Annotated in this window: 12 protein-coding genes and 1 riboswitch; of the genes, 9 read left to right on the top strand and 3 right to left on the bottom strand. The window is 68.8% G+C overall.

The window, feature by feature from the left end:
• The first annotated feature begins 76 nt into the window (after positions 1-76).
• The 6 genes from CLV49_RS11695 (at position 77) to CLV49_RS11670 (ending at position 6,458) form a co-directional block, all read left to right on the top strand.
• The gene (locus tag CLV49_RS11695) at positions 77-1,069 is read left to right on the top strand and encodes a sugar-binding transcriptional regulator (RefSeq protein WP_279432397.1); all 993 of its coding nucleotides are present in this window, start codon (positions 77-79) and stop codon (positions 1,067-1,069) included.
• 78 nt (positions 1,070-1,147) lie between these two features.
• Positions 1,148-1,296, top strand: a riboswitch (FMN riboswitch).
• A gap of 91 nt (positions 1,297-1,387) precedes the next feature.
• The gene (gene ribD, locus CLV49_RS11690; protein ID WP_243696598.1) at positions 1,388-2,410 is read left to right on the top strand and encodes a bifunctional diaminohydroxyphosphoribosylaminopyrimidine deaminase/5-amino-6-(5-phosphoribosylamino)uracil reductase RibD; all 1,023 of its coding nucleotides are present in this window, start codon (positions 1,388-1,390) and stop codon (positions 2,408-2,410) included.
• A gap of 1 nt (position 2,411) precedes the next feature.
• On the top strand, positions 2,412-3,044 hold the full coding sequence (locus CLV49_RS11685; protein WP_106563698.1) for a riboflavin synthase: 633 nt from the start codon (positions 2,412-2,414) through the stop codon (positions 3,042-3,044).
• Positions 3,041-4,324: a GTP cyclohydrolase II gene (ribA, locus tag CLV49_RS11680; RefSeq protein ID WP_106563697.1), complete on the top strand. Its 1,284-nt coding sequence runs from the start codon at positions 3,041-3,043 to the stop codon at positions 4,322-4,324. Before CLV49_RS11685 ends, ribA begins: the two co-directional genes overlap by 4 nt.
• A gap of 36 nt (positions 4,325-4,360) precedes the next feature.
• Positions 4,361-4,831, top strand: coding sequence for a 6,7-dimethyl-8-ribityllumazine synthase (gene ribH / locus CLV49_RS11675; protein ID WP_106563696.1), 471 nt, complete (start codon positions 4,361-4,363; stop codon positions 4,829-4,831).
• Positions 4,832-5,027: 196 nt separating this feature from the next.
• Complete coding sequence (locus CLV49_RS11670) at positions 5,028-6,458, top strand: MFS transporter (RefSeq protein WP_106563695.1); 1,431 nt, start codon at positions 5,028-5,030, stop codon at positions 6,456-6,458.
• Positions 6,459-6,649: 191 nt separating this feature from the next.
• Here CLV49_RS11670 and CLV49_RS11665 read toward each other — a convergent pair whose 3' ends face one another.
• Genes CLV49_RS11665 through CLV49_RS11655 form a run of 3 tightly spaced genes read right to left on the bottom strand, consistent with a single transcriptional unit; the run spans position 6,650 to position 9,227 of the window.
• Complete coding sequence (locus CLV49_RS11665) at positions 6,650-7,462, bottom strand: ABC transporter permease (protein ID WP_424978398.1); 813 nt, start codon at positions 7,460-7,462, stop codon at positions 6,650-6,652.
• 5 nt (positions 7,463-7,467) lie between these two features.
• Entirely contained in the window at positions 7,468-8,304 is an 837-nt protein-coding gene (locus CLV49_RS11660; RefSeq protein WP_106563693.1) for an ABC transporter permease, read from the bottom strand.
• Positions 8,301-9,227, bottom strand: a complete 927-nt coding sequence (locus CLV49_RS11655; RefSeq protein ID WP_106563692.1) for an ABC transporter ATP-binding protein — start codon at positions 9,225-9,227, stop codon at positions 8,301-8,303. Before CLV49_RS11655 ends, CLV49_RS11660 begins: the two co-directional genes overlap by 4 nt.
• 108 nt (positions 9,228-9,335) lie before the next feature.
• Between CLV49_RS11655 and CLV49_RS11650 the strand changes: the two genes are divergently transcribed.
• The 3 genes from CLV49_RS11650 (at position 9,336) to CLV49_RS11640 (ending at position 12,445) form a co-directional block, all read left to right on the top strand.
• Positions 9,336-10,106 (top strand): maleylpyruvate isomerase family mycothiol-dependent enzyme, encoded by a 771-nt coding sequence (locus CLV49_RS11650; RefSeq protein WP_158261965.1) that lies wholly within the window; start codon positions 9,336-9,338, stop codon positions 10,104-10,106.
• Positions 10,107-10,221: 115 nt separating this feature from the next.
• Positions 10,222-10,437 (top strand): hypothetical protein, encoded by a 216-nt coding sequence (locus tag CLV49_RS11645; RefSeq protein ID WP_424978401.1) that lies wholly within the window; start codon positions 10,222-10,224, stop codon positions 10,435-10,437.
• Positions 10,438-10,492: 55 nt separating this feature from the next.
• Positions 10,493-12,445, top strand: a complete 1,953-nt coding sequence (locus CLV49_RS11640) for an ABC transporter ATP-binding protein (protein WP_106563690.1) — start codon at positions 10,493-10,495, stop codon at positions 12,443-12,445.
• Positions 12,446-12,477: the final 32 nt, after the last annotated feature.

Below are 12,477 nucleotides of genomic sequence, written 5' to 3'. Positions count from 1 at the left end.
CCCTCGCATCGATCATCGGCGTAGACTCACGTCTGTTCAAGCACGTTGCACAAACGTGCACCGAGGAGGAGCGATCGTGGACGTACCGGGGACCCTGAGCTCCAAGACACGGGACGCGCTGACGGCCGCCCAGCTCTATTACCTGCAGGACCTCACGATGGAGGCGATCGCCGCGGAACTGGGCACGTCGCGATCATCCGTCTCCCGGCTGCTCAGCCACGCCCGCGAAACGGGGCTTGTGGACATCCGCGTCCACTCGCCGTTCGACATGCCCCGTCAGCTCGAGGGCGACATCGCCAGCCTGTTCGGGATCGTCGCCCACGTCGTCCCCGTTCCCGACCAGACGGGCGACGTCGACCGGCTCGAGCGCGTCGCGGTGTCGGCTGCACGAATTCTCGGCACGTTCTTCGACTCCAACATGTCGATGGGCATCGCCTGGGGCTCCACGATGAGCGCGATCTCCCGACACCTGGTCCCCAAGGCCACCCACAACTCGAACATCGTCCAGCTCAATGGTGCAGCCAACCCGCGGACCACGGGCATCCTCTACGCGAGCGAGATCCTCGAGAGGTACGGATCGGCGTACGGAGCCCACGTCCAGCAGTTCCCCGTCCCCGCGTTCTTCGATGATCCCGAGACGAAGGCTGCCCTCTGGCGCGAGCGCAGCGTGGCTCGCGTCGTCGCCATGCAGCGCGCGCTCGACATCGCCGTGTTCGGCCTCGGTTCCCCGTTCGCCGGCGTTCCGAGCCACGTGTACATCGGCGGCTATCTCGACGACGAGGACTTCGCGAGCCTGTCGACGGCCGGTGTCGTCGGCGACGTCGCGACCGTCTTCTATCGCGAGGACGGGAGCGAGGACGGGGTCGCGCTCAACGCGCGATCGTCCGGCCCGGGGATCGCGGTGCTCCGCGGCGTCGCGCGCCGCGTGTGCGTCGTGTCCGGGGTGTCGAAGATCCCGAGCCTGAAAGGGGCGCTGGCGGCCGGAATCGTCACCGATCTCATCGTCGATTCGGGCACGGCACGTCGGCTCGTGGACGAGACCATGGCGGCGAGGGCTCACGGATCCTGACGGGACCCGCGTCACGCAGGGAAACCTCACAGGCGCGAATGACCCCGTGCCGGTCGCGGTGATTTATGATCGCAGGAGACACGTGCTCCGGGGTCGGTGAGAGTCCGAACCGGCGGTGATAGTCCGCGACCCGCATTCGTGCGGTTGAGCCGGTGGAACTCCGGCACCGACGGTTATGGGTCGATCCTCACGGATCGGCTCGAGTCCGGATGGAAGGCAGCACGACGGTCGCCGGTTCTCCGACGACCGCTGTCGTCGATGTCCCCACGGCATCGCGGCGCCCCGGAGTCCGTCTCGCGAACACGGACGGAGCGGGAGATGCCGGCGGATCGGAGCATCGACGAGGCGATGACGCGTGCGTTCGAGCTCGCCGCCCTCGGCCCCGCTCGCGGCGTGAACCCCCGCGTGGGGTGCGTCGTGCTCGACGCCGGCGGGCGCGTGATCGCCGAAGGACACCACCGCGGCGCCGGCACGGCCCACGCCGAGGTCGACGCTCTCTCTCACCTCCCTGCCGGAGCCGCGCACGGCGCGACAGCAGTCGTCACCCTCGAACCCTGCAACCACACCGGCCGGACGGGGCCGTGCGCCGAGGCACTCATCGCCGCCGGCGTCGCGCGCGTCGTGTACGCCGTCGACGATCCGGGACGCACGTCGGGCGGTGGAGCGGAACGACTGCGCGCCGCGGGTGTCGAGGTCGTCGCCGGATTCCGCCGCGAGGAAGGCGAGATCTTCCTCGACGACTGGCTCGTCACCGCACGCCTGGGGCGCCCCCTCATCACCGTCAAGTGGGCGTCGACCCTCGACGGACGGGTCGCCGCGGCGGATGGATCGAGCCGCTGGATCACAGGCCCCATCGCGCGAGCCGACGTGCACAGCCGCCGCGCCTCAGTGGACGCGATCGGCGTGGGGACGGGCACCGTCCTCGCCGACGATCCGGCCCTCACCGCACGCGACGGAGACGCCCTCGCGGACCGTCAGCCGATCCCCGTGGTGTTCGGCCGCACCGCGATCCCGTCGGGCGCCCGTGTGCGCTCGCACCCGCGGGGATTCCTCACGTCGCCGGGTAACTCCCTGGTCGGAGAGTTCGTCGCGCTCCATTCCCGCGGCATTCGCACCCTCCTCATCGAGGGCGGCCCCCGGTTCGCGAGCGCGGTCATCGCGACGGGGCTCGTCGACGAGTACCACGTCTACCTCGCCCCCACGATCCTCGGAGGGCCCCGCACGGCCATCATCGACATCGGCGCGACCACTATCGCGGACGGCCTCCGGCTCGACGTCCGCGAGACGCTCGCCCTGGGTCCGGATCTCCTCCTCATCGCAGCTCCGAAAGGACGTCACTGACATGTTCACGGGAATCATCGAAGAACTCGGCGAAGTCGTCGCCGTCGAGCGCGGAGACGACGCCGCCCGTCTGACCGTTCGCGGCCCCCTCGCCGTCACGGGTGTGCACATCGGCGACTCGATCGCGGTCAGCGGGGTCTGCCTCACCGTCGTGACCGCTGGCGACGAGAGCTTCACCGCCGACGTCATGGCGCAGACCCTCGCGATGTCGAGCCTCGACACGGTCGTGGCCGGCCGCCGCGTCAACCTCGAGCGGGCGGCCCAGGTGGGAGACCGACTCGGCGGGCACATCGTGCAGGGCCACGTCGACGGCACGGCCACCCTCCGGTCGATCACGGAGGGATCCGCCTGGCGCGTCCTCCGGTTCGCGCTCCCGGCTGCGCTCGCTCCCGTTGTCGTGGACAAGGGGTCGATCGCGGTGGACGGAGTCTCTTTGACCGTCAGCTCGCTGTCGGAGCCGGCCACGACGGACCACTGGTTCGAGGTGTCGCTCATCCCCGAGACGCTCGCCGTCACGAGCCTCGGGTCACTCGCGGTCGGAGACGTCGTCAACATCGAGACCGACATCCTCGCCCGCCACGTCGAGCGTATGCTCGCGTTCCGAACGCTCTCCGAAAGGGATGATGCATCATGACCATCGCAACGATCCCCGAGGCGCTCGACGCGCTCCGCGCGGGCAAGCCGGTCATCGTCGCCGACGACGAAGGACGCGAGAACGAGGGTGACGCGATCATGGCTGCGCAGTTCGCGACCCGGGAGTGGATGGCGTGGATCATCCGGCACTCGAGTGGCTATGTGTGCGCTCCCATGACCGGTGCGACAGCCGACCGTCTCGAGTTGCCGCCGATGGTGGCGCGCAGTGAGGACCCGCGCGGCACCGCCTACACGATCTCGGTGGACGCCGCATCGCACGTGACGACGGGTATCAGCGCGCACGACCGTGCCCACACCCTCCGCACCCTCGCGGATCCGGCGTCCGGACCGTCCGACGTGATCCGTCCTGGCCACATCCTGCCCCTCCGTGCCGTCGCCGGCGGCGTGCGCGCCCGCGCCGGTCACACCGAGGCGGCCGTCGATCTGCTGACGCTCGCCGGGCTCGAACCCGTCGGCGTCATCGCGGAGCTCGTCGAGGACGACGGCGACATGATGCGGCTCCCCGGACTCATCACGCTCGGGCAGCAGGCGGATCTGCCGGTGATCACGATCGCCGACCTCATCGACTTCCTCGACGCCCACCCGGAAGCCGCCGGTATCTGCGATCGCACCCCAGGCGAGGCGACGCACGAGTCGGCCGTGCGCTTCGAGGTCGAGACCACCATCCCCACGACACACGGCTCGTTCCGGGTGCGCGCGTACCGTGACCGCGAGACGGGGGCCGATCACGTCGCGATCATCTCGGGCGAACCGACCGACGGCGCGATCGTGCGTGTCCACTCCGAGTGCCTCACGGGTGAGGCCTTCGGCTCGCTCAAGTGCGAGTGCGGGCCGCAGCTCACCGCGGCCCTCGACGAGATCGACCGGTCCGGTGGCATCGTGATCTACCTGCGCGGGCACGAGGGGCGCGGGATCGGCCTCGTCAACAAGCTGCGCGCGTACAGGCTTCAGGAGGACGGGCTCGACACCCTCGACGCCAACCTCGCTCTCGGGCTGCCGGCCGACGCTCGCAGCTACACGGCGGCGACGGCGATCCTCGAGGAGCTCGGCATCTCGACCGTCCGGCTTCTCACCAACAACCCCGAGAAGGTGCGCCAGCTCGAGTCGCGCGGCATCGCCGTCTCGGAACGCGTCCCCCTCGTGGTGGGCGTCGGCGAGATCAACGCGGCCTACCTCGATACGAAGCGCGACCGCATGGGGCATCAGCTCGACCGGGTGATCCCCGTGTCCGAGCCCGCCATACACGGCGAGCGCCGGTAGCACTCCCTCGACGCAACACGAACGGAAGGACACCCGATGAGCGGTGCAGGATCCCCCGACCTCCAGGTCGACGGCAGCGGACTCGACGTGGTCATCGTCGCCGGCAGCTGGCACGAGACGATCAGCGAGGCCCTCATCGCGGGCGCCACGGCCGCGCTCGACGACGCCGGCGCATCACATCGTCTCGTGCGCGTGCCCGGGAGCTTCGAGCTCCCCGTGGTCGCGAAAGCCGCCCTCGAGGCGGGAGCGGACGCCGTCGTCGCGCTCGGCGTGATCATCCGCGGCGGAACCCCGCACTTCGAGTACGTCTCGGCGGCGGCGACCGATGGCCTCACCCGTGTCGCCCTCGACACCGGCAAGCCCGTCGGCTTCGGCCTCCTCACCCTCGACGACGAGCAGCAGGGGATCGACCGATCCGGGCTGCCCGGGTCGAAGGAGGACAAGGGCAGGGAGGCCGCGGAAGCCGCGGTCGTCACGGCCGTCGCACTGCGGTCGTTGCGCGCCTGACGGACGGCCCGCCGGGACGACGGAGCCGAAGCCCTCGTCAAGCCGTCCCCTGTGAAGTGGCGATGAATTCGGCGCAGGCGTAGGGTTGCCAGGTCCGTCACGAGCGGACCCACCAGCATCCACCGTCGGTCGCAGGCACGAACGGCGTGTCGCGCGGCGGTCCATCACTCCCACCTCTTTGGACCTCAGCACCGCCATGTCACGTACAGCCCCCGTCTCTTCGGGCACGACGCCCGCCAATCCCCGTTCCCGCGTCATCCTCGCGAGCCTCGTCGGCACCACGATCGAGTTCTACGACTTCTACGTCTACGCGACCGCCGCCGTCCTCGTCTTCCCGCGCCTCTTCTTCCCCGCGGCCGACGAGACCACCTCGCTCCTCGCCTCGTTCGCGACGTTCGGCGCCGCGATGATCGCCCGCCCCATCGGTGCGGTGGTGTTCGGCCACTACGGCGACAAGTTCGGGCGCAAAGCGACCCTCGTCGCGTCGCTCCTCACGATGGGCATCGCGACCTTCCTCATCGGCGTGCTGCCGACCTACGAGAACATCGGCTGGTTCGCGGCCCTCCTGCTGCTCGTCCTCCGCCTCGCGCAGGGCTTCGCCCTCGGCGGCGAGTGGAGCGGCGCGGCCCTCGTCGCCACCGAGAACGCACCGAAGGGCAAGCGCGCCTGGTACGGCACGTTCCCGCAGCTCGGCGCACCGCTCGGCTTCATCATCGCGAACGGCATCTTCCTCATCATCAACGCCGCGCTCCCCAACGCCGACGCACCCGGCTCCCCGTCGCAGGCGTTCGACGACTGGGGATGGCGCATCCCGTTCCTCTTCTCTGCCGTCATGGTGATCATCGGCCTGTGGGTGCGGCTGCGTCTCGTCGAATCGGCGACCTTCCAGAAGACGGTCGACCGCGGCACGGTGCGGAAGCTGCCGCTCGGCACGGTTCTGAAGTCGAACTGGCGCGAGCTCATCCTCGGCACGTTCATCATGCTCGCCACGTACGTGCTGTTCTACCTGATGACGAACTTCACGCTGACCTACGGCACCAAGGCGTCCGACGTCGACGTCGCGACCGCGAACGCGCAGGCAGCGGCGGAGGCCGCCGGCAACCCCTTCAACGAGGAGGCGTTCCGCGCAGCGTTCTACCCGGGTCTCGGATACACCTACACCGATTTCGTGCTCATGCTCATCTTCGGCGTCGTGTTCTTCGGGATCTTCACGCTCGTGTCCGGTCCCCTCGCCGACCGATTCGGGCGACGGAAGACGCTCATCGTGGTGACGCTCCTCATCATCGTGTTCGGCTTCCTCTTCGTCCCGATGCTCGGCGGCGGCACCCCGGCCGTGATCCTGTTCCTCGTCTTGGGCTTCGCGCTCATGGGGTCGACGTTCGGTCCGATGGGTGCGCTCCTGCCGGAGCTGTTCCCCACGAACGTGCGGTACACGGGGTCGGCGATCAGCTACAACGTGAGCTCGATCCTCGGTGCGGCGCTTGCACCCATCGTGGCTCTGTGGCTGTGGTCGTCCGCCGACGGCAGTCCGTTCTGGGTGGGCGTGTACCTGTCCGCGATGGGAGTCCTGACGCTCATCGCGCTCATCCTCTCGAAGGAGACGAAGGACATCGACATCGACCGCTGACCCGGTCCCCCACCTCCGTGAGGTGTCGCGTTCCGTTGCCGACCGTCGGGTCGAGCGGCCGGACGCGGCACCTCACGGTCGTTCGTGGCGGCGGATCAGTCCGTACGGTGCGGCCGGGGTGGAGAGGTCCGCCTGCGTCACCCGAACGATGACCGACATCCCGTGGGTCGGAGGCAGGGGCTGGGACTGGGTCAGGCGAGGAAGAGGGCGCGGAGGCGGCGGGTCGTGAAGACGAGGCCGAGTGCGATCATCACGAGGTAGTAGAGCACGTGGACGAGCATCCACGGGCCGACCGAGCCGGTGGTGAGGCCGCGGACGAGCTCCACGCCGTGCCAGAGCGGAAGAGCCTGGATGACGCCCTGGATGACGGGTGGGTAGACGCTGAGCGGGTAGAACGTGGCGGAGAACAGGAACATCGGCAGCATCACGAAGGTGATCCAGTCCATCTGCTGGAACGTCTTCATGTAGCTCGTGATCGCCATGCCAAGGCTCGCGAACCCGAACGCGATGAGCAGGACCGCGGGGAACGCGAGCAGAGCCCACCACGAGAGGTTCAATCCGAGCACCTGCATGACGAGGAGGAACCCTGTCGCGTAGAGCGCGCCCCGCAGGAGGGCGAGCGCGATCTCGCCGAGCGCGACGTCGAGCGGACCGAGGGACGTGGCCAGCATGCCCTCGTAGAGCTTCGAGAACCGCATCTTGAAGAACACGTTCCACGTGGAGTCGTAGATCGCGCCGTTCATCGCAGAGACCGCGAGGAGCGCCGGAGCGATGAACGCGGCATACGGGATCTCGTCGCCACGGGAGTCCGTGACGGCCCCGACGAAGCTCCCGAGGCCGATGCCGAACGACAACAGGTAGAACACAGGCTCGAAGAATCCCGAGAGCACCACGAGGTAGTTGGAGCTCTTCGTGGCGAGGAGGCCTCGGTAGACGACCGAGCGAGCGTTTCCGGCCGAGAGGGCGCTCACTCCCCCGACGCGCGACGGGCTGCGAGTGGACACGACGCTCACTTGTTCAACCTCCGAGCGGTGATGCGGGCGGCGAGGACCCAGCCGACGGCGGCGAGGGCGACGAGGTACACGACGTGCACGACGCTCAACCACGTGGGCTCCGTCATTCCGTAGGACGTGACCCTCGCCAGCTCGGTCGAATGCCAGAGCGGAGAGATCCACCCGATCCACTGCAGGCCGACGGGCAGCTGCGTGAGCGGGAACATCGTGCCGCTGAAGAGCGTCATGGGGACGACGATGAAGCGCATGACCATGGCGAACTGGCCGCGGTCCTCCGTGAGAGATGCGCTGTAGGCCATGAGCGGCGTTCCGAACGCGAGTCCGCCGAGCACCGCGATCGCGACGCCGAGGACACCGGCCGGCGACTGCACGGCGCCGAAGGCCGCGACGATCGCGAAATAGATGCCGCACGTGACCGTCATGCGGATGGCCACGAAGAGGATCACGCCATTGACGATCTGGAACGGCTGGAGCGGCGCGGCGTTCATGGCGAAGAAGATGGGGTTCCACTTGAAGCCCATCATGATCGTGTACGTGAACTCTTCCGAGGCGACCGTGACCGCGGCTGTGCAGAGGAGCGCCGGGGCCACGAAGACGAGGTAGTCGACGCCTGCAACAGCCCCCTCGCCGCGGTTCTGGGTGATGAGGGTGGCGAGTCCCACGCCGAAGGCGAACAGGTAGAGCAGCGGTGTGCCGAAGGCCGTGGCGACGACCGTCCACCCGTAGTTCTTGAGACGCCGCAGGTTGTGCTCGGTGACGTACCACGTGCCGAAACGCTGGGCCGTGGCCCGCGCGACGGCCGGTTCGGCTCGCTGCGTGACGGTGGCGCTCATTCGATGAGGCTCCGTCCGGTGAGTCGGAGGAAGACGTCTTCGAGGCTGGATCGGCGCACGAGGCTCGTCAGCGGGGTGAGACCCATCGCCGTGATGCGCGCGAGTTCCGCCTCGCCGTCTGCCGAGTACACGAGGATGCGGTCGGGCAGCACCTCGATGCGGTCGCCGACGGACGCGAGCCGCTCGGCCGCTTCGGCGTTGCGATCGCTTCCGAACCGCACCTCGAGCACCTCGCGCGACGAGTGATCGCGGATGAGGGACGCCGGGGATCCCTCCGCCATGATGGCCCCCTTGTCCACCACGACCAACCGGTCGCAGAGCTGCTCGGCCTCGTCCATGTAGTGGGTGGTGAGGACGAGCGTGGTGCCCTGCTCCTTGAGTCGGAAGAGCCGATCCCACAGGATGTGCCGTGCCTGCGGGTCGAGACCGGTCGTGGGCTCGTCGAGCAGCAGGATGCGCGGCTGGTTGATGAGAGCACGCGCGATCGTGAGGCGCCGCTTCATGCCGCCGGAGAGGTCGTCGACCTTGGCTTTGGCCTTCTCCTCGAGCTGCGCGAAGACGAGGAGCTCGTCGGCGCGCTCCGCCACCTCCACTCGGGGCAGCCCGAAGTAGCGCCCGTAGACCAGGAGGTTCTCGCGGACCTTGAGCTCCATGTCGAGGTTGTCCGCCTGTGGCACCACGCCCAGCTGCGAGCGGATCTGCGGGCCGGCGGAGTCGGGGTCGAGCCCGAGGATCGTCAGCTCTCCGGAGGTACGACTGGAGACGGCGCCGATCATGCGCATCGTCGTGGACTTGCCCGCTCCGTTGGGGCCGAGCAGACCGAACGACTCACCAGGGGCGACCTCGAAGTCGATGCCGTCGACGGCGGCGAAGTCGCCGTACTTCTTGACGAGTGAGCGAGCGGTGATCACGGGAGCAGACACAGTGATTCACTGTAGCCGCGGCCTCCGACATCGGTCGAGCGAGTGGGGGGATGGCGGCTGCGCCCCGACGATCGTCCGGATGTCGGAGTCCGGTGTCATCATGTTCGAGTGTCCACGACGCTCACGATCGACGACCACCTCGACGCCCTCCGGACCTCCGTCGCGCGCCTCCTCGATGTGGCGGCGAACGCGCCCCAATCGACACCCGTGCCCACCTGCCCGCGCTGGGATCTGCGCGCCCTCATCGCTCACGTCGTGATGGTGCACGCGTGGGCCGCGGAGAACGTGCGCGGACGGGAGGGGCCGCCCGCGCGAACCCAGACGGAACTGCGCCGGTCGGACGAGGACCTCGCGCTGCTGCTCGCCGCCGGCGCCGACGACCTCGTCGACGCGATCCGGACCGCTCCAGCCGAGGCCGCGGCCATGGTCTTCCTCCTCGACGCCCCTCCTCCACGAGCGTTCTGGGCCCGCCGACAGGCCCACGAGACGACGATCCATGCCGCCGACGCCCTGTCCGCAGCCCTCGGTCGCATGCCGACAGCCGCCGAGAGCGCGATTGCGCCGGCCCTCGCCGTGGACGGGATCGACGAGCTCGTCCAGGGCTTCCTCCCGCGGGGCGCATCGCGATGGAGGGTCGACGAACCGTTCTCCATCGCCGTCGTCCCGACAGACGCCGACGTCGCCTGGACTCTCGACATCAGTGCGGCCTCCGTCGAGGTCGACACGACCCCTCGACGCAACTCCCCCGGGTGCCGATTCTCGGGAACGGCCGCGGAACTCTATCTCGGCTTGTGGAACCGCGGCGGCGACATCCGGCAATCGGGCCGACCGGGAACGCTCGAGATGTGGCACGCCGTGCAACGGGTGCGCTGGTCCTGAAAGCGCTTCGGCGAATCCCTCGTGTCAATCCAGGTTGACACTTCTCCGATCTCGACATACAGTCGGATCGTCAACCTGGGTTGACAGAGCCCTGTATTGAGAGAAGGAGGACGCCGTGGACTCCACCACGATCCACACACTCGCGGCGAGCGCGGGCTCCAACGACCCCCTCGAGTCCCTCAAGGCCGTCGCCGCGCTCCGTCGCGAACTCGACCGGGTCGAGACGATCGCCGTTCGACGCGCTCGCAACGCGAATGCGAGCTGGCAGCTCATCGCGCTCTGCCTCGGTGTGAGCCGTCAGGCGGTTCACAAGAAATACGGTCGAAGCTGATGATCGACCACCCCTCCCTTCCTCCCCGAACGCCCCTTCCCGACAGGACCGACGAATGACCAGCACCACCAGCTCCGATCGATCGACGCCGGCCACCGAACGCGCCTCACGCGCGGGTGGCCGGGGTCGCGGACGACGCGGCGGCGAGATCGACGAAGGCCCCCGCGCCCGCTTCAGCGAGCTCCTGCCGTATCTCTTCGAGCACAGCCGGATCCTGTGGTTCATCATCGTGCTCAGCATCCTCGGGGCCGGCGCGTCGCTCGCCCAGCCCTTGCTTGTGAGCCAGGTCATCTCGATCGTGGAGAGCGGCGACTCGCTCGGCACCCTCGTCTGGGGTCTCATCGGCCTGGTCGTGGTGAGCGGACTCATCAGCGGATACCAGCACTACCTCCTCCAACGGACGGGAGAGGGCGTCGTGCTCAGCTCCCGACGACGACTCGTCTCACGCATGCTGCACCTCCCCGTGTCCGAGTTCGACGCCCGACGCACGGGCGACCTGGTGTCGCGCGTCGGCAGCGACACGACACTGCTGCGGGCCGTCCTCACACAAGGACTCGTCGAGGCGGTCGGCGGAGCCGTCACGTTCGTGGGCGCACTCATCGCGATGTTCATCATCGATCCGGTCCTCCTCGGGCTGACGGTGCTCGTCGTCGCCGTCTCGGTCGTGACGGTCGTCCTCCTCGCGGCACGCATCCGGGTGGCGAGCGCCCGCGCACAGAAGAAGGTGGGCGATCTCGCCGCCTCGGTCGAACGTGCCATCAGCGCCGTGCGGACCATCCGTGCCGCGGGAGCGACGGATCGCGAGATCCGCGCGATCGAGGAGGATGCCACCGGCGCATGGCGCATGGGGATCAGCGTCGCGAAGATCTCGGCCCTCATCGTACCGGTCGCGGGCATCGCGCTGCAGGTGTCGTTCCTCGTCGTGCTCGGCGTCGGCGGCTTCCGGGTGGCCTCCGGCTCGATCACCGTCGCGAACCTCGTCGCCTTCATCCTGTTCCTCTTCATGATGATCATGCCGCTCGGCCAGGCCTTCGGCGCCATCACGGCGACCAACCAGGCACTCGGCGCCCTCGGGCGCATCCAGGAGATCATCGGCCTGCCGTCGGAGGACGCGAACGACGCCGAGATCGCCGCATCCGCCGCTGCACCGAAGACCCCGGCGGAGGCGCAGCCGGCGATCGCGTTCGACGACGTGGTGTTCGCGTATGCGACCCGACCGGTCGCCGACGATGCGACGGGCGGATCGTCCGACCGGCCCCCCGTCCCGGACGTTACCCCCGAGTCGGCGTCCACCGAGAAGGACTCCACAGCGAAGCGCATGCCTGGCGACCCCGTGCTCCGGGGGGTGAGCTTCGCCGCCGAACGCGGTCGACGCACGGCTCTCGTGGGTCCGAGTGGCGCAGGCAAATCCACGATCCTCGGTCTCATCGAGCGCTTCTACGACCCCGCGTCCGGCGTGGTGCGGCTCGACGGCGTCGACGTGCGGTCGATGCCGCGCGACGAGCTCCGTGCTCGGATCGGCTACGTGGAGCAGGACGCACCCGTGCTCGCGGGGACGATCCGCGAGAACCTGCTCCTCGGCAACCCCGAGGCGACCGACGAGCTCTGCATCGATGTGCTCCACGCCGTGAACCTCGGCGACGTGCTCGACCGCGACCCCGCCGGGCTCGACGCGCCGGTGGGCGAAGACGGCATCATGCTCTCGGGCGGCGAGCGCCAGCGCTTGTCGATCGCCCGCGCTCTCGTGGCCGCTCCCCCGATCCTGCTGCTCGACGAGTCCACATCGAGCCTCGACGGGGTGAACGAGCAGAAGATGCGCCTCGCGATCGACGCCGTCGCGGCGGACCGCACGCTCATCGTGATCGCGCACAGGCTCTCGACGGTCGTCGACAGCGACCACATCGTCGTGCTCGAGGACGGCCGCGTGGTGGGCTCGGGCACTCACTCCGAACTCGTGGAGTCGACTCCGCTCTACCGCGACCTCGCGAAGCACCAGCTCCTCGTCTGACCCCCGCCCCACCCCACCCCACCCCACCCCAA

Source organism: Labedella gwakjiensis (assembly GCF_003014675.1).
In the GTDB taxonomy this organism is placed as follows: domain Bacteria; phylum Actinomycetota; class Actinomycetes; order Actinomycetales; family Microbacteriaceae; genus Labedella; species Labedella gwakjiensis.
Note: the sequence above shows the minus strand (reverse complement) of the source record. Positions and strands in the feature narration are given on the sequence as shown.